Genomic DNA, 17,225 nt, shown 5'->3' with positions numbered 1-17,225 from the left:
AAATATGAAAGTTCATAATGCAGAGATTGTTATTAGTGCAGTCTCGCCTAAACAATATCCCGAAACTGATTTACCGGAAATCGCCTTAGCAGGGCGCTCCAATGTTGGGAAGTCTTCATTTATTAATACACTGATTGATCGTAAAAATTTAGCGCGAACGTCAGGTAAACCAGGGAAGACGCAAACGTTAAATTTTTACTTAATTGAGAATGCTTTGCATTTTGTGGACGTTCCTGGTTATGGGTATGCAAAAGTCTCGAAGACAGAGAGAGCAAAATGGGGAGAAATGATTGAGACATATATTACTTCACGCAAGCAATTACGTGCGGTAGTTTCTTTAGTAGATGTGCGTCATGATCCTAGTAAAGAAGATATTCAAATGTACGATTTCCTGAAGTACTATGGGATTCCAGTGATTGTGGTGGCAACTAAAGCAGACAAAATTCCTCGTGGAAAATGGAATAAGCATACGAGTGCTATCAAGAAGAAGTTGGATTTCGACCCGAATGATACCTTCATTCTTTTCTCATCTGAAACAAAAAAAGGAAAAGAAGAAGCATGGGCGGCCATCGAAGCTGCAATCGAAAAGGATCAGGCTTAAGCCTGATCCTTTTTTTTATCGTTTTGTTCAGTTTTTGGTTTTAAGAACTTCTGAATGTCTTCGTCTTTTTGTACTTTTTTATCTGGATCAACGACGAATGATTCAAACAACTTATCTAAATCATCGGTTTTTTCAAATTTTAGTCCCATTTGAACACCTCCATTTCAGTTTTAACATAGTTTATTATAGTATACAATTTTTTTACATTTAGTAATCAATTTCATAGGGTTTTTTAAATCTTTAAGATATAATTATAATAGAGTAATGAGAAAGGGGAAAGCAATGGAGAATAATCAAAAGATTTACAGTGTCAGCCAGCTTTACGATTTAAAGCAAGCCGATATTCAGTTGAAGACCAAAGATTGGTTAGTTATGAGTCGTCTATTGCTGGAACCAGACAGAATGTTGATTAATGGGAAAGAACAGGCCTTTGATCCGGATTATTTACAGCGTACAATTAATGCTTTTGGGACAAAAGAAGATTATTGGCTTCAATTAAAAAACCAAGATGAGGAAATGACTGTTCACTTACTGGGGGATACTCTTTTTGAAAAATCTATTCTTGTTAAACAGAATTTTTTTTATTGGGAGAATGTCTATTTAGATTATCTAAAATCGCGCTTAACTGAACACGGTTTCTTTGCTTATATCCGTTCCTATGAAGAATACCTCTATCATAATACAAGTGAGCTATCTAAACGTCGTTCATTTGAAACGGCTGAAGAGACGAGTGCTTTGCCTAAAATGAAGGGACTAAATGGAGATGTTGTGGTAGATTGTAATGTTTTTCCTGGTTATGACGTTTTTTATAAAGGGGTTTGTCTTACCGCTTGCTGGTGGTTATTCCTAGGAGATCCATACAAAAAACTTTTTGCAAAACAGTTACTGCTTGAGATTCAACAAGTGGACAAAGTAACCGAGCTAGGTGAGGGAGTTTTTTTTGAGCTATACAAGGATCCATTTCAATGGAAGGAAGAAGCCAATTTGCGGTTCCAACAATTATTTCGTGATCAATTGGGGATTTCTCAATTGTCTTATACGAATGGTGTAGGATTGCTAAAACAGCCCTACATTGAATTTGCTTTTGAGGATACTGTAATTCAAACCGTCCAATATCAAAATGAACAGTTTCAACCGACCAAGAAAAGTGATGCTTCTTATTTTGTAACACGGACCTATAATTTTTTGACGAATCAATACCGTGTGAATCGAATGAAGGGAGGCCTGAACGCTTTAGCTTATTTTCCTTGGATTGATGATGAGAGTGAACGAATGATGAATTATCATATCTTGTATCCTGAACTGACATTGGATAAGGGACTGGCCGCATTCGAATATTATATCCGTGATTCTATCGAATTTGAGATACAGGATATGCGGTACAAAGATTATACTGCTGTACTGCAATTATTCATTCCCAAAAAAGCATTTTTAGATTTTCCTTTGGAGGAACTAAAAGGTGCTTTAAAGGATATGACGATTCATCAGGTTAGTCGTAAAAATGATTCACTCACATTTTCTTTAGAGAAAGAAGCGAAGCACCTAATTGTCTCATTTATTGATCAAAAAAAGTGTCAGCAAAAAATCAATTGGATATACTGGAAATTTGATAATTCGTGGATGTTGCCTTTTCAAGTGTCTAAATATTGAAATTCTATTTTTTGAAAGTAGATTCTCAATTTGAGAAAGGAGAGGTTTTTATGGATCGAAGATATATCAAGATTATGGGTAGTTGCTTATTGATTGTTGGAATAATTTTTATGTTGCCACTTGCGTCATTGGAGATTCCGTTGTCTATTGCAGTGTTCTTTATTGGTATGATTTTATTTACGATTAAACCAAAACCTCAGCCTGTTCGTGCCCGCAGAAAGGATCGCTGGTTGTAGAAAAAAAAGAAGGCCACTCTCAAATTGAGAGTGGTCTTCTTTTTAAGCTACAGGTTTTTTTACTAATCCGTAAATAACACCTGAAACGATTGCTCCAATAGCAATAAATAAAAGATAAAGTAATGGATGGCTTAATAATAAGACAACAAAGATTCCTCCGTGGGGAGCTAGCAATTTGATGCCGACAGCACCGACTAGGCCGCCAGCTAAAGCTGAACCTACAACAAAACTCGGAATTACTCGAATTGGGTCAGCTGCTGCAAAAGGAATTGCTCCTTCAGTAACAAAGGAGAGTCCCATAACGATGTTTGTTAATCCAGCATCTACTTGACTCTTTTCAAACTTATTTTTGAATAGACGAGTAGCGACAAAAATAGCTAATGGAGGAACCATCCCACCGGCCATAACGGCTGCCATGACGATTGAACCACCTTGAGCAACAGAGGACGCTAAAGTTGCAGTACCAAATACATAGGCAGCTTTATTAATTGGTCCACCTAAGTCAACTGCCATCATCCCACCAAGTAAAGCGCCTAGCAAAATAGCATTTGATCCGCTTAGACCAGTCAAGAACCCATTTAAGCCATCATTGATTGCTTTCATCGGTACATTTACCAAGAGCATTAAGAAACCAGTAATCATTAAACCAAAGAAGGGGTAGAAAAGAATCGCTTTAATTCCTTCAAGTGATTTAGGCAAGTTTTTAAATAATTTCTTCAAGAAAATGATGACATAACCAGCTAGGAAACCGCCGATTAATGCGCCCAAGAAACCAGCACCTCCAGCATTCGCTAAAGCACCAGCAGCAAAGCCGGCGATTAGGCCAGGACGATCAGCAATACTTGAAGCAATAAAACCTGCAAGAACAGGTAGCATAAAGCCAAATGCTGCTCCACCGATTTGGTTGAACCAGCTAGCGATTTGGTTGTAATTTCCTAAATTAGCAAGTTCTGCTTGAGGTACGCCCATAAATTGATCGATCATGAATGATAATGCGATCATGATTCCGCCACCGATAACGAATGGCAGCATATGTGATACACCATTCATCAAGTCTTTATAAATGCGTTGACCTAAAGTACCGTTATCACTTTTTTCTTCATTGGCTGAAGTATCTTCGCCGTTTCCATGATAAACAGGTGCTTTACCACTTAACGCTAAGTTGATCAATTCTTCTGGTTTACGAATCCCGTCACTTACAGGGCGGTTAACTAATTCTTTTCCATTGAAGCGATTCATTTCAACTTTTTTATCAGCAGCGACGATAACGCCATCTGCACGAGCGATGTCTTCGTCTGTCAAGCGATGTTTGATTCCCTCTGAACCGTTTGTTTCAACTTTGATATCAACGCCCAGTTCTTTTGCTTTTTTCTTCAAAGCGTCCTCTGCCATGTAGGTGTGTGCAATACCGGTAGGACAGGCTGTTACGGCCACGAGATAACGTCGGTTCGTATCTTTGATTTTTTGTTCTGCCTCCGCCTGAGCTTCTGCTTTTTCTTCCGCTTCTTTAGCCTTTTCAGCAGTATCAAAAGTTTTTTGGACTTGATCAGGTGTTTCGGCCGCTTTTAATTTAGCAACAAAATCTGGATCAACCAATAATCTTGATAGCGCAGCTAATGCTTGCAGATGAGTATCGTTTGCACCTTCTGGAGCGGCAATCATAAAGAATAGGAACGTAGGTTGACCATCTAGAGATTCATAGTCAACACCTGTTTTGCTTTTAGCGAAAAGAACGGTTGCCTTTTTAACGGCACTGTTTTTAGCATGGGGCATTGCGATCCCATCACCTAAGCCTGTTGATGTCTGGGCTTCACGTGCCAAAATCCCATCTTTATAAACATCAATATCTGAGATTCGACCAGCATCATACATTTTTTGAACCATTTCATCAATTGCAGCTTTTTTAGTGGTTGCCTGCAAATTCATGATCATGGCATCTTTGATCAATAAATCTTTAATGTCCATTATAATTCCTCCAAATTTTAAATTAATACATATTTTTTAACAGAAGGGCAGATCAAGATTCTTTTACTTTTATGATCTGTACCTCTGGTAATAATTCTTGAATAAATTCTGCAGTTGCTAAATCATCTGAAAAAGTAGTTGCACTGCCACATGCGACCCCCCACTTGAAGGCTTCGACCGGATCTTTCGTTTTAGTAAAGTTTCCTACAAAACCGGCGATCATCGAATCTCCCGCACCAACAGAATTTTTAACCGGGCGTTTTAAGACATTGGAGCGGTAAATCCCGTCCTTGGTAAATAATAAAGCTCCATCACCAGCCATTGAAACTAGTGCATGTTGAGCTCCTTCATCTAATAAGCGTTGACCGAATGGGAAAATATCTTCAACGGAACTAAAGGTTGTTTGATATAAATCCGCCAATTCGTGATTATTTGGCTTAACTAGTAAAGGTTGTTTCTCTAAAGCATCCATCAAGTCAGCACCAGTAGTATCAATGACAAATGAGGCGCCTTGGGCTTTGATGATTTCAATTAATTCTTGATAAAAACCGGTTGGAATGCTTGCAGGTTTACTTCCTGATAGCACCACAATATCTTCTGAAGTTAAATGCTCTAAAACTTTTTTCAATGCAGTCATCTCTTCAGTAGAGACTTTTGGACCTTGACCGTTGATTTCAGTTTCTTCATTCGATTTTAGTTTGATATTAATGCGCGTGTCATCAGCTACAGGTGTAAAATTCGTTTTAATTGTTTCGCGTTCCATCCACTCGTTGATAAAGCGTCCGGTAAAGCCGCCAAGAAAACCTAGAGCTGTAGAATCATTGTTAATTCGTTTCAAAATTCGTGATACGTTGATTCCTTTACCACCAGGTAATTTCAAGTCGCTTTTCATGCGATTGACGTCGCCAATCGCCAGTTGATTGACATGGACAATATAATCGATTGATGGGTTTAGTGTTACTGTATAAATCATACAGAAACCTCCTTTAGGGTAGTTTGCTCTGTGATTTGATCATGGATAACCAAAGGACAGGTATCTGTGAGAATTGAAGCAGCTGACAAAGGTGCGACACTGACAAAACTTGTTTGGTTGAATTTGCTATGATCAACTAGTATGAAAGCCTCTTCGGCTTGTTGGATAGCCGCTCTTTTAAGGATTGCTTCTTCTGGATCAGGTGTAGAGTAGCCGCTATCTGTGTGTACACCATTCATTCCCATGAAGGCTTTATTAAAACGATATTGTTTTAACTGTTCTAAAGCTTGTGAACCAACAACTGCATCCGTTGTTAATTTAATACGTCCGCCTAATACAATTGTGGCTATCTCCGCTTCAACTAGGCGAGCAGCAAGACCAACGGAATTTGTCACAACAGTAACAGTACGCTCTTTCAAAAAAGGGATCATTTCCGAAGTGGTAGTACCAGCGTCTAAATAAATGACGTCGCCTTCAGCAATGCATTCAACGGCATACTTAGCAACTAATTTTTTTTGTTGAACGTTTTTGGATGATTTTTCGAACATACCTAATTCTTGTTCTAAATGTTGAGGTCGTTTTGCTCCGCCATGTACACGTTCTAGGATTCCCAAATCTTCTAGCTCTTGCAAATCTCTTCGGACGGTCGATTCAGAGGAGTCTAACCACTGTACTAAATCCTGTGACTTTACTACTCCATCACGTTCAAGCCGCTCAATAATTTTTCTATGTCGTTCTTCTGTAAGCATTTTCAATCCTCCTTCATTTGAAATAATACCACAAGTATTTTTGCATTTCAACCATAAACAGTCGAAATCAGTCAAAAACATTTAAAGGGTATGTTTTGATTCGTCATATTATGAAAGAACTCTCATTTTTTGTATGATAGAAGTAGAGGTGAAGCTTATGGGAAAACAAACAATTTTACAAGGATTTGAATGGTATCTTCCGGCGGACGGAAATCATTGGAGAACATTGACTGAGAAAGCAGAAGAATTACGTCATTTGGGAATCAATGCGATCTGGATGCCACCGGCCTACAAGGGCTCTGAAGGGGCGAACGATGTCGGGTATGGCACTTATGATTTATACGATCTAGGTGAGTTTGATCAAAAAGGAAGCGTTGCAACAAAGTATGGAACGAAAGAAGAGTATTTGAGCAGTATTACTGCATTGAAAAAGGCTGGTTTGAAAATTTACGCAGACATCGTTTTTGATCACTTCATGGGTGCGGATGAGACGGAAGTTGTTTCAGCTGTTGCTTATCAGTTTGACGACCGAACTAAACCAAGTTCGGGAGAAGAAGAAATAGAAGCTTGGACAAAATTTATTTTTCCCGGAAGACAAGGTAAATACAATGAATATCAGTGGACTTGGAAAAACTTTTCAGGTGTTGATTATGATGCGCGCGAAAAAGACCATGCGATCTTTAATTTTGCCGATAAAGGCTGGGAACCAAAAGTTGACGATGAAAATGGCAACTTTGACTATTTGATGGGATGTAACTTGGACATGGAAAACCCTGAAACCATTGATCAGTTAGATAAGTGGGGGAAGTGGTATCAAGCGTTAACAGATGTTGATGGATATCGGTTAGATGCAGTGAAGCACATTCGTTTTGACCTATTTGTTGACTGGCTGTTACATCGCCGTGAAGAAAAAGGGGAGGAGCTTTTCGTTGTCGGTGAATATTGGTCTGATGAGTTGGATAAATTGCAGGAATATCTGGATTCATCGGGTAATTTGATTTCATTGTTCGATGTTCCTTTGCACTTTAATTTATTTCAAGCAGCTTCTACAATGGGCGAGTTTGATATGCGACAAATTTTTACTGGTACTTTAATTGAAACTCGGCCTGATTGGGCTGTTACATTTGTGGACAACCATGATACGCAGCATGGACAAAGCTTAGAATCGTGGGTAGAAGGTTGGTTTAAATTACATGCCTATAGCTTAATTTTAATGAGAAATGAAGGAACACCAGTAATTTTTTGGGGAGACCTTTACGGAACAGAAAATGCAGATGCTGTTGGTGAAGGATTGAATGCGTTGATTAAATTAAGAGAAGAATTGAACTTTGGCAATCAAGCGGACTATTTTGATGATCCAAACGTTATTGGCTGGACTTTAACAGGTGACTTTGATGATATTGAGTCTGGAGCTGCAATCATTATGACCAATGCCAATGGTGGGGAAAAAGAAATGACTATTAGTGCCATTCATGAAGGGGAAACCTTTGTTGATCTACTCGGAAATAATGAAGCAAAAATTGTCCTTGATGAAAATGGTCAAGGAATATTTCCTGTAAATGATGGACAAGTATCTGTATATATTAATGAGAAATTAGCTAATAAAATACGAGGATGAGCTTAAGCTCATCCTCGTATTGCTTTGTCTTGTTTTTTTGCTATTGCTGCATCTGACCGTTCACGAATCTGTTTTTTAATTTTTTGTGTATAGCCTTCATCTGTTAAGATCATCAAAAGGTCACCAACCTTCATCACAGTATCACCGTGTGTTAAGATTTCTGTTGATCCTCGTCTGATTGAAATCAACAACATTTCTTTCGGCCAATTAAAATCTCGAACCATTGTGCCATCCAACGTACTTTCAGCCGTAACAGGAAATTCAATGATTGTTTTGTTTCCAGTAATACTTGGAAGATGACCGTTAAGTAAACGTTCAAGTAAAGATTCGTAGATTGGATTGCCACCTAATAAATCGTTCACAACGTAGGCTGTCAGTGAACAAACCGCTAATGGCATTAAGTGTGTAATATTCCCCACCATTTCAGTGACCAAAATAATGGCTGTTAATGGGGCTTTACCAATTGCAGTGAAATATCCAGCCATAGCAAAAATTGCAAAGTCTCGAATCAAGAGGGAATCTAAACCAAACCACTGATGTAAGGTAGTTCCGTAAATCCCACCGATCAATGCTCCTAAAGTCAAGATTGGTAAGAAAATTCCTCCTGGAAGGTTCGCTCCATAAGAGATCATAGAAAAAAGAAACCGTAAGAAAAATAGAAAGATCAACACGGTTAAAGGAAAACTGTGTTCTCCAATAGCTAAAACAATTTGATTGCCTCCCCCAAGATAATTTGGAAAAAAGAAAGCAACTGGAATTATCAATAAAAATGGAATGAGTCCATAGAGATGTTCGGGTAAATGAGTTTTTTTATATATTTGAGGCAACGACAAAAGTACAATTTGATACACATAACCTAGGGCACCTAAGATAATCCCAAGAAGTATCAGCAGTCCGTAATATTTTAACGGTAATGAAGGAACATCCGCAATGAATAAGACTGGTTTTAAACCAAAAAAGTTTAGTGAAACTAAGTTTGCAGTCAACGCTGCTGTTAAAGAAGTTAACCAAATCAAGGGTGAAAAGTGATGATGGACTTCCTCAATTACAAACAATAATCCTGCGATAGGAGCATTAAAGGCAGCGCCTAAGCCTGCTGCTGCACCACTAGAAATAAATATCTTCTTTTCAGAAGTAGAGGCTTTTGTATATTCACCGAAACCCTGACCTACCATTGCCCCTAACTGAATAGAAGGTCCCTCTCGTCCAAGGAAAAGGCCTGATCCTACAGATAAGACGCCGCCAACAAATTTTTTCCAAAGAATTGAAAACCAATTTAGCTTGATTTCTCCTTGCAAAGTTCCTTCAACCTGTGGGATTCCGCTCCCTTTAATATTTGGCTCTGATTTTATCAATAATCCTACGACAACTGCGAATATAATCATTACAAGAGTCCAAGGAATCAACCCTATTGGATTGATACGGAACCACAAATAAAGAGCCACTAAATGATTCATCATTTCCTCAATAAATAGGCGGAATAAGCTAACAATAATACCAGCGATCGCGCCGATTAGGATTCCTTTTAAGATGAAAATAACTTTTGTACTATCTAAACGTTTGATTTCATGTTCGTTCTTCATGTTTTCCCTCCATACCATTATTAAATTTAGCGCGAATCTATGAGAAAAACAAGGATGAATCAATGAATTCGCTTTTTTAAATGTTGCTGGTGTCGCGAAACTTTCTGAGATGCTATAATAAAAAAGATTGAATATAGAAAGGACGTTTTGCATGCCAAACAAACAAGAGTTGTTAGCAGGACTTAACCCTAAACAAAAAGAAGCGGTACTTCATACCGAAGGTCCATTACTAATTATGGCAGGAGCAGGAAGTGGTAAAACGAGAGTTTTAACCCACCGTATTGCTTATTTAATAGAAGAAAAAAATGTTAACCCGTGGAATATTTTAGCAATTACGTTTACGAATAAAGCCGCCAGAGAAATGAAGGAACGTGTCAATGACATTTTAGGACAGGGTGGCAACGACGTGTGGGTTTCGACCTTCCATTCGATGTGTGTGCGGATTTTACGCCGTGATGTAGATGCGATTGGCTATGATCGAAATTTTACAATTTTGGATGGTTCAGATCAACTAACGCTAATGAAACGGATATTGAAAGAGTTAAACGTTGATCCAAAGAAATATGATCCTCGTTCGATTCTAGGAACAATCAGCAATGCAAAAAATGAATTATTAACTCCGGAAACTTATGCAGAGCGTCAAGGGTCTTTTTTTGAGGAAATCGTTGCTCGCTGTTATGATGCCTACCAAAAAGCACTTCGAAACAATCAAAGTATGGATTTTGACGATTTAATCATGAACACGATTCGTTTATTCAAAGAGAACGAGGAAGTATTAACTTATTATCAAAATAAATTTCATTATTTGCATGTAGATGAATATCAAGATACCAACCATGCACAATACACTTTAGTAAATATGTTGGCAGCTCGTTTCCGTAATTTATGTGTCGTGGGAGATGCGGATCAGAGTATTTACGGCTGGCGTGGAGCGGATATGCAGAATATCTTGGATTTTGAAAAAGACTATAACGATGCTACGGTTATATTGTTAGAACAAAATTATCGTTCAACCAAAAGTATTCTAGACGCCGCCAATCAGGTTATTAAAAACAATAGCAATCGACGAGATAAAAATCTTTGGACAGACAATCAGACGGGTGAACAAATTACTTACTATCGTGCAGATAGCGAGCGAGATGAAGCTCAGTTCGTTGTGGGAAAGATTAAAGAAGAAATTCAAAGTAATAATCGTAGCTATAATGATTTCGCAGTATTGTATCGAACCAATGCCCAATCACGCGTGATTGAAGACACTTTAGTTAAATCAAATGTTCCTTATACTATGGTAGGTGGCCATAAATTCTATGATCGTAAAGAAATCAAGGATATTATTGCTTACTTGAACATCATCAATAACCCACGAGATGGCGTTAGTTTTGAACGTGTAATTAACACACCAAAACGGGGAATTGGTGCAGCTTCAGTTGAGAAATTACGAAATTTTGCAGCAATGCATGATTGGTCTATGGTAGAAGCAGCACAAAATGTTGATCTAGCCAATATTTCTGGTAAAGCAAGTCGAATGATTGGTGAATTTGGAACTATGATTTCACAATTTCAGGAGATGATTGCTTATCTTCCAGTAACTGATTTAGTTGATCAAGTTTTAGAAAGAACGGGGTACTTAGATGATCTAAAAAATCAGAGAACCTTAGAAGCGGAATCACGGTTAGAAAATTTAGAGGAATTCCGCACAGTTACGAAAGAGTTTGATAAAAGAAATGAAGCTCAAAATGAGGAGGAAGCTGATGCGCCAGAAGAAAAACTCGCTGTTTTCTTAAATGATTTGGCTTTGGTATCAGATTTAGATGATTATCAAGAAGAGAGTGCACAAGTAACGTTAATGACGTTACACGCTGCAAAAGGATTGGAATTTCCAATCGTTTTCTTGATTGGCATGGAAGAAAAGATCTTTCCGCTCTCTCGTTCATTAATGGAAGAAGAAGAGTTAGAGGAAGAACGTCGTTTGGCTTATGTAGGTATTACGCGTGCAGAGGAGAACTTGTATTTAACGAATGCTTTCTCTCGAACGCTTTATGGGAAAACACAGTATAATCAACCTTCACGTTTTGTTGCAGAAATTGATGAAAGCCTGTTAAACTCAGTTGGTATGCAGCCACAAGCAAAAACGGCTTTCAATAATCCATTTACCTCAAATCCAAATACTATGAAGCCTAAATACCAACATGCTACTCGCGAACCAGTGATGAACAAAACGGCTTCTGGCGGTGAAAATGAAAACTGGAATCCTGGTGATAAGGTTCAACATAAAAAGTGGGGTGTTGGGACTGTGGTAAAAGTTAGCGGCAACGCCAAAGATGTGGAGTTAGATATTGCTTTTCCTCAACAAGGAGTTAAGCGTTTATTAGCCGCCTTTGCACCAATAGAAAAAATTTAAGCAAAAATTAGGAGGGATTTTCTTGGAACCAATGACGTTTCAAGCGGCAGAAAAGCGTTCTGCAGAGCTCCGGAATGAGCTGAATCAATATTCGTATGAGTACTATGTACAAGATCAACCCTCGGTGGAAGATTTTGTTTATGATAAAAAATATCAAGAACTAGTTGAAATTGAGACGGAATACCCGGACTTAATTACGCCAGAATCACCTACCCAACGTGTTGGCGGAAAAGTGCTGGAGGGCTTTGAAAAGGTTGTACACGACATTCCTTTATATAGCTTAAACGACGTTTTCAGTAAAGAGGAATTAATCGCTTTTGATGAGCGGGTAAAAAAGGCGATAGGACATGCCGTTTCTTATTGTTGCGAATTAAAAATTGATGGATTGTCCATTTCCCTTAAATATGAAAATGGTGTTTTTGTTCAAGGGGCTACACGTGGAGATGGAACAGTCGGAGAGAATATTACTGAGAATTTGAAAACTGTTAAGTCAATCCCATTACGCTTAAAGGAGCCTCTTTCGATTGAAGTTCGCGGAGAATGCTATATGCCAAAATCTTCCTTTGTTAAGTTAAACCATCAAAGAGAAGAGGAAGGAAAAGAAGTTTTTGCTAATCCGAGGAATGCTGCAGCTGGAAGTTTACGTCAATTGGACACACGCATTGCGGCTAAGCGGAATTTGAGCACATTTTTGTATACGCTGGCTGATTTCGGTCCGTTGGAATCCACTACACAAGATCACGCACTCAATGAAATGTCACGATTAGGCTTTAGAACAAATCCTGAACATCGTGTTTGTGAGACGATTGATGAAGTGTGGGCCTACATCGAGACCTTTCATGAAACAAGAGATCAATTGCCTTATGAAATTGATGGTATTGTTGTTAAAGTAAATGAGTTTGAGTTACAAGATGAATTAGGCTTTACAGTGAAAGCTCCTCGCTGGGCGACCGCATATAAATTTCCTCCTGAAGAAGCTCAAACAACTCTCTTAGATATTGATTGGACAGTTGGACGTACGGGTGTGTTGACACCGACGGCGATTATGGAACCTGTTAGACTGGCAGGAACAACAGTTGGTCGCGCCAGTCTTCATAATAGCGATTATATTGAAAAGAAAGATATTCGCTTGAAAGATACAATCCTTGTATACAAAGCTGGAGATATTATTCCAGAAGTAGCACAGGTCATTCTGGAAAAAAGACCTGAGGATAGTGAGCCATATCCTGTGCCTACACATTGTCCAATTTGTGATAGCGAACTGGTTCATTTAGATGAGGAAGTTGCTCTTCGATGCATCAATCCCAAATGTCCAGCACAAATAAAAGAAGGATTAAGTCATTTTGTTTCTCGGAACGCAATGAATATTGATGGATTAGGTCCACGTGTGCTAGCTCAAATGTTCGATAAAGGACTGGTTTCTGATGTAGCGGATCTTTATGGATTAGAAAAGGACCAACTTTTAACGTTAGATAAAATTAAAGATAAATCTGCTGAAAATATCCTAAAGGCAATTGACGCGAGCCGTGAGAACTCCGTCGAACGACTAATTTTTGGTTTGGGGATTCGCCATGTAGGAGCAAAAGCAGCTGGAATTTTGGCAGAGCATTTTGGAAGTTTGGAAGCGATCAGCAAGGCTAGCAAAGAAGAAATCATTGATCTAAACACTATTGGAGAAACGATTGCTGACAGTTTGGTGACTTACTTCGAGAATGAAGAAGTTCATGAGCTAATGCAAGAATTAGCGGAACGTGGTGTGAATCTTGAGTACAAGGGAATTCGTGCAAGCCAATTGGCTGAAGTGGAGTCGCCATTCAAGGACAAAACCGTTGTTTTAACAGGGAAACTTATTGATTATACACGCGAAGATGCGAAAGAGAAGATTCAAAATCTTGGTGGGAAAGTTACTGGCAGTGTTTCGAAAAAAACGGACATTGTTGTTGCGGGAGAAGATGCTGGAAGTAAATTGACTAAAGCTCAAAATTTAGGGATCGAAGTCTGGGATGAAAAACAAATGATCCAAGCAATTGAAGAAAGTCATACTGAGTAAGTCTACCCATATGATTGTTGACGACACTATTAACGAACGAGTATTATAAAAAGGCGTCAAGTCTGTTATAAAGCGTCTATTTTGGAATTGTTTGAATTGAATTATTTTTCAAAAAATTTCAAGAAAAAAACGTGAATTCTAACAGAGATATGATAAAATGATTGAAAATTGACAAAAGAAAGAGGGATATTATGGCAATCAATGAAGAACAAGTGAAACATGTCGCAAAACTTGCGAAGCTTTCTTTTTCAGATGATGAATTGACGGGCTTTACCGATCAATTAGGTAAAATAATCGACATGGTCGAACAACTTGGAGAAGTTGATACAGAAGGTGTGCCATTTACTTCCAATGTATTAGAGACGATCAACGTTATGCGTGAAGACGTGGCGGATGAAGGCTGGTCGCGTGATGAGTTAATGAAAAACGTTCCGGAAAGCGAAGATGGCTTTATTAAAGTTCCGGCAATCATTGACAACGGAGAGGCTGGTGCATAATGGAAAAATTATATGATAAATCAATTGAAGAATTACACAATTTATTAGTAACAAAAGAAATTACAGCAACTGATTTAACTGCTGAAACCTTCGACCGCATAAAAGAGACGGAAAAAGATATTGACGCTTTTATTACCTTAAATGAAGAAAAAGCAATGGAATTGGCAAAAGCAATCGATGCAAAAGGAATCACTGAAGAAAATGCTTTAGCTGGTATTCCAATTGGAATCAAGGATAACATTGTTACAAAAGGAATCTTAACGACTGCAGCATCCAAAATCTTATCAAACTTTGATCCTATTTACGATGCAACTGTTATGGAAAAAGTCTACAGTTCAGATTTAATTCCAGTTGGAAAATTAAATATGGACGAATTTGCTATGGGTAGTTCAAGTGAAACTTCATATTTCAAGAAAACAAAAAATGCTTGGGATCAAACGAAAGTCCCTGGCGGTTCTTCAGGTGGTTCTGCAGCAGCAGTTGCCGCAGGTGAAGTTCCGGTTTCTTTAGGTAGTGATACGGGGGGCAGTATTCGCCAACCGGCAGCATTTAACGGGGTTGTTGGTTTGAAACCCACGTATGGACGTGTATCTCGGTTTGGTTTGATTGCTTTTGCGTCATCTCTAGACCAAATTGGACCATTCACACGCACAGTAAAGGATAATGCGTTAGCCTTAAATGCAATTAGTGGTTTTGATCCTAAGGACGGGACTTCGGCTGGTGTTTCTGTACCAGATTTTACTGCAGGTTTAACAGGCGATATAAAAGGCATGAAGATTGCATTACCAAAAGAGTTCATGGCTGAGGGGATTGAACCAGGTGTTAAAGCAGCAATTACAAAAGCTGTGGATACATTTAAAGCGTTGGGAGCGACAGTTGAAGAAGTGAGTTTACCACACTCTAAATATGGGGTAGAAGTGTATTACATTATTGCATCATCTGAAGCAAGTTCAAACTTGCAGCGTTTTGACGGTATTCGTTACGGGTTCCGTTCCGAAGATGTTCAAAACTTGGAAGACGTATACGTAAATACTCGTACTGAAGGATTTGGTGACGAAGTAAAACGCCGAATCATGTTAGGAACCTTTTCTCTTTCTGCGGGATATTATGATGCTTACTTCAAAAAGGCTGGACAGGTTCGCACGCTGATCAAACAAGATTTTGATAAGGTATTTGCTGATTACGATTTGATCATTGGTCCAACGTCGCCAACTGTTGCCTTTGGTATTGGTGAAAACATTGATGATCCAATTACGATGTATTTAAATGATATCTTAACGATTCCAGTGAACCTAGCTGGTTTACCAGGCATGTCTGTTCCTGCTGGCTTCTCAGAAGGATTACCAGTAGGCTTGCAAATTATTGGAAAGCATTTCGATGAGCCTACTATGTATAAAGCAGCGTATGCTTTTGAACAAGCAACGGATTTTCATAAGCAAAAACCTGTGATTTTAGGGGGGGAAAAATAATGAACTTAGAGACAGTCATCGGACTTGAAGTCCATGTTGAATTAAAAACAAACTCTAAAATCTTTTCACCTGCACCTGCCCATTTTGGTGCAGAAGCAAATACGAATACAAATATTATTGACTGGGGCTATCCAGGTGTCTTGCCAGTTATGAATAAAGCGGCAATTGAATTTGGGATGAAAGCTGCTCTTGCGCTAAACTGTGAAATTTCGAAAAATATGCATTTTGATCGTAAGAATTATTTCTATCCAGATAATCCGAAAGCTTATCAAATCTCTCAATTTGATGAACCGATTGGTCATGACGGTTGGATTGAAATTGATGTCAATGGCAAAAAGAAAAAGATACGCATTGAACGTGTTCACTTAGAAGAAGATGCAGGGAAAAATATGCATGGTATCGGCGGCTATTCATATGTCGATTTGAACCGTCAAGGAACACCTTTGATCGAGATCGTTTCTGAAGCAGACATGCGTTCGCCTGAAGAAGCGAATGCTTATCTAGAAGCATTACGATCAATTATCCAGTTCACAGGTGTCAGTGATGTGAAGATGGAAGAAGGCTCTATGCGTTGTGATGCGAACATTTCTTTACGACCTTATGGACAAGAAGAGTTCGGAACGAAAACCGAATTGAAAAACTTAAACTCTATTAGTTTTGTAAAAAAAGGATTGACCTTTGAAGTGCAACGTCAAACAAAAGTGTTGCTTTCTGGTGGAACAATCCAACAAGAAACACGTCGTTATGACGAAGGAACCAATAAAACGATCTTAATGCGTGTTAAAGAAGGTTCGAGCGATTATCGTTACTTCCCAGAGCCAGATATTCCTCGTTTTGAAATTGATGATGTTTGGATTGATAAGGTACGGCAAACATTACCTGAAATGCCTGCATCTCGTCGTGAGCGGTATGTAAATGAACTTGGTTTGCCAGAATATGATTCAATGGTTCTAACCTTGAGTCGCGAAATGTCTGACTTCTTTGAAGATACATTAAAAGAAGGTGCAGATGCCAAACAGGCTTCTAACTGGCTAATGGGTGAGGTCTCCGCTTATTTGAATAGTGAAAAATTGGAATTGGCTGAGACGAAATTAACCCCAAATAATTTGGCGGGCATGATTACATTGATTGCAGATGGGACTATCAGTTCGAAAATTGCGAAAAAAGTTTTCCGTGAATTGATTCAAAACGGTGGAAATGCTAAAGAGGTTGTTGAAGCAAAAGGACTTGTCCAATTGTCAGATCCAGCACAATTGTTGCCAATGATCAACGAAGTACTTGATAATAATGAACAGTCTGTCGAAGACTTCAAAAATGGTAAAGATCGGGCGGTCGGCTTCTTAGTTGGTCAAATTATGAAAGCGACCAAAGGAAAAGCAAATCCAGGTGTTGTAAATAAACTACTTCAAGAGGAATTAGCGAAACGTTAGAGG

14 protein-coding genes are annotated in these 17,225 nt (G+C 38.6%); 9 read left to right on the top strand and 5 right to left on the bottom strand.

The features are described from left to right. Nucleotides 1-4 precede the first annotated feature (4 nt). On the top strand, nt 5-601 hold the full coding sequence (gene yihA, locus RV13_RS07725; protein WP_010744998.1) for a ribosome biogenesis GTP-binding protein YihA/YsxC: 597 nt from the start codon (nt 5-7) through the stop codon (nt 599-601). On the opposite strand, the gene RV13_RS20985 is transcribed toward yihA, so the two are convergent. Further along, on the bottom strand, nt 598-750 hold the full coding sequence (locus RV13_RS20985) for an SPJ_0845 family protein (protein ID WP_010744997.1): 153 nt from the start codon (nt 748-750) through the stop codon (nt 598-600). The two genes, yihA and RV13_RS20985, sit on opposite strands and share 4 nt — an antisense overlap. A gap of 133 nt (nt 751-883) precedes the next feature. Here RV13_RS20985 and RV13_RS07720 point away from each other — a divergent pair, with 133 nt between their 5' ends. Together RV13_RS07720 and RV13_RS07715 are read left to right on the top strand one after the other, a co-directional pair. After that, nucleotides 884-2,251 (top strand): hypothetical protein, encoded by a 1,368-nt coding sequence (locus RV13_RS07720; protein WP_010744996.1) that lies wholly within the window; start codon nt 884-886, stop codon nt 2,249-2,251. A gap of 50 nt (nt 2,252-2,301) precedes the next feature. Continuing rightward, a complete protein-coding gene (locus RV13_RS07715; RefSeq protein WP_010744995.1) occupies nt 2,302-2,487 on the top strand; it encodes a hypothetical protein in 186 nt (61 codons plus the stop codon). Nucleotides 2,488-2,529: 42 nt separating this feature from the next. Here RV13_RS07715 and RV13_RS07710 read toward each other — a convergent pair whose 3' ends face one another. The 3 genes from RV13_RS07710 to RV13_RS07700 are packed head-to-tail and all read right to left on the bottom strand — an operon-like array spanning nt 2,530 to nt 6,174. Continuing rightward, complete coding sequence (locus tag RV13_RS07710; RefSeq protein ID WP_010744994.1) at nt 2,530-4,452, bottom strand: PTS fructose transporter subunit IIABC; 1,923 nt, start codon at nt 4,450-4,452, stop codon at nt 2,530-2,532. A gap of 52 nt (nt 4,453-4,504) precedes the next feature. After that, entirely contained in the window at nt 4,505-5,425 is a 921-nt protein-coding gene (gene pfkB, locus RV13_RS07705) for a 1-phosphofructokinase (protein WP_010744993.1), read from the bottom strand. Then, nucleotides 5,422-6,174: a DeoR/GlpR family DNA-binding transcription regulator gene (locus RV13_RS07700; RefSeq protein ID WP_010744992.1), complete on the bottom strand. Its 753-nt coding sequence runs from the start codon at nt 6,172-6,174 to the stop codon at nt 5,422-5,424. Before RV13_RS07700 ends, pfkB begins: the two co-directional genes overlap by 4 nt. Before the next feature lie 157 nt (nt 6,175-6,331). Between RV13_RS07700 and RV13_RS07695 the strand changes: the two genes are divergently transcribed. After that, nucleotides 6,332-7,792 carry an alpha-amylase gene (locus tag RV13_RS07695; protein WP_010744991.1) on the top strand — a complete coding sequence of 487 codons (1,461 nt, stop codon included), beginning with the start codon at nt 6,332-6,334 and terminating at the stop codon, nt 7,790-7,792. An 8-nt stretch (nt 7,793-7,800) separates the two neighbouring features. Here the strand turns inward: RV13_RS07695 and RV13_RS07690 are convergent, their stop codons facing one another. Continuing rightward, on the bottom strand, nt 7,801-9,375 hold the full coding sequence (locus tag RV13_RS07690; protein WP_010744990.1) for a ClC family H(+)/Cl(-) exchange transporter: 1,575 nt from the start codon (nt 9,373-9,375) through the stop codon (nt 7,801-7,803). A 151-nt stretch (nt 9,376-9,526) separates the two neighbouring features. On the opposite strand from RV13_RS07690, the gene pcrA reads away from it, so the two are divergent. The 5 genes from pcrA to gatB all read left to right on the top strand — a co-directional run bounded on the left by pcrA (nt 9,527) and on the right by gatB (nt 17,222). After that, nucleotides 9,527-11,776, top strand: coding sequence for a DNA helicase PcrA (gene pcrA / locus RV13_RS07685; RefSeq protein WP_010744989.1), 2,250 nt, complete (start codon nt 9,527-9,529; stop codon nt 11,774-11,776). Nucleotides 11,777-11,807: 31 nt separating this feature from the next. Next, nucleotides 11,808-13,826 (top strand): NAD-dependent DNA ligase LigA, encoded by a 2,019-nt coding sequence (gene ligA / locus RV13_RS07680; protein WP_035016638.1) that lies wholly within the window; start codon nt 11,808-11,810, stop codon nt 13,824-13,826. A gap of 191 nt (nt 13,827-14,017) precedes the next feature. Continuing rightward, nucleotides 14,018-14,323 carry an Asp-tRNA(Asn)/Glu-tRNA(Gln) amidotransferase subunit GatC gene (gatC, locus tag RV13_RS07675; RefSeq protein WP_010744987.1) on the top strand — a complete coding sequence of 102 codons (306 nt, stop codon included), beginning with the start codon at nt 14,018-14,020 and terminating at the stop codon, nt 14,321-14,323. After that, nucleotides 14,323-15,792: an Asp-tRNA(Asn)/Glu-tRNA(Gln) amidotransferase subunit GatA gene (gene gatA, locus RV13_RS07670; protein ID WP_010744986.1), complete on the top strand. Its 1,470-nt coding sequence runs from the start codon at nt 14,323-14,325 to the stop codon at nt 15,790-15,792. The genes gatC and gatA overlap by 1 nt, the downstream gene beginning before the upstream one ends. Continuing rightward, nucleotides 15,792-17,222, top strand: coding sequence for an Asp-tRNA(Asn)/Glu-tRNA(Gln) amidotransferase subunit GatB (gene gatB, locus RV13_RS07665; protein WP_010744985.1), 1,431 nt, complete (start codon nt 15,792-15,794; stop codon nt 17,220-17,222). The genes gatA and gatB overlap by 1 nt, the downstream gene beginning before the upstream one ends. The last annotated feature ends 3 nt before the right edge of the window (nt 17,223-17,225 follow it).

This window comes from Enterococcus raffinosus (genome assembly GCF_001886185.1).
Lineage (GTDB): Bacteria > Bacillota > Bacilli > Lactobacillales > Enterococcaceae > Enterococcus_A > Enterococcus_A raffinosus.
Note: the sequence above shows the minus strand (reverse complement) of the source record. Positions and strands in the feature narration are given on the sequence as shown.

What these genes read in the sequence shown, in the direction of transcription:
- yihA (WP_010744998.1), top strand. Translation starts at nt 5, where the DNA reads ATGAAAGTTCATAATGCAGAGATTGTTATTAGTGCAGTCTCGCCTAAA.
- RV13_RS20985 (WP_010744997.1), bottom strand. Translation starts at nt 750, where the DNA reads ATGGGACTAAAATTTGAAAAAACCGATGATTTAGATAAGTTGTTTGAA.
- RV13_RS07720 (WP_010744996.1), top strand. Translation starts at nt 884, where the DNA reads ATGGAGAATAATCAAAAGATTTACAGTGTCAGCCAGCTTTACGATTTA.
- RV13_RS07715 (WP_010744995.1), top strand. Translation starts at nt 2,302, where the DNA reads ATGGATCGAAGATATATCAAGATTATGGGTAGTTGCTTATTGATTGTT.
- RV13_RS07710 (WP_010744994.1), bottom strand. Translation starts at nt 4,452, where the DNA reads ATGGACATTAAAGATTTATTGATCAAAGATGCCATGATCATGAATTTG.
- pfkB (WP_010744993.1), bottom strand. Translation starts at nt 5,425, where the DNA reads ATGATTTATACAGTAACACTAAACCCATCAATCGATTATATTGTCCAT.
- RV13_RS07700 (WP_010744992.1), bottom strand. Translation starts at nt 6,174, where the DNA reads ATGCTTACAGAAGAACGACATAGAAAAATTATTGAGCGGCTTGAACGT.
- RV13_RS07695 (WP_010744991.1), top strand. Translation starts at nt 6,332, where the DNA reads ATGGGAAAACAAACAATTTTACAAGGATTTGAATGGTATCTTCCGGCG.
- RV13_RS07690 (WP_010744990.1), bottom strand. Translation starts at nt 9,375, where the DNA reads ATGAAGAACGAACATGAAATCAAACGTTTAGATAGTACAAAAGTTATT.
- pcrA (WP_010744989.1), top strand. Translation starts at nt 9,527, where the DNA reads ATGCCAAACAAACAAGAGTTGTTAGCAGGACTTAACCCTAAACAAAAA.
- ligA (WP_035016638.1), top strand. Translation starts at nt 11,808, where the DNA reads ATGACGTTTCAAGCGGCAGAAAAGCGTTCTGCAGAGCTCCGGAATGAG.
- gatC (WP_010744987.1), top strand. Translation starts at nt 14,018, where the DNA reads ATGGCAATCAATGAAGAACAAGTGAAACATGTCGCAAAACTTGCGAAG.
- gatA (WP_010744986.1), top strand. Translation starts at nt 14,323, where the DNA reads ATGGAAAAATTATATGATAAATCAATTGAAGAATTACACAATTTATTA.
- gatB (WP_010744985.1), top strand. Translation starts at nt 15,792, where the DNA reads ATGAACTTAGAGACAGTCATCGGACTTGAAGTCCATGTTGAATTAAAA.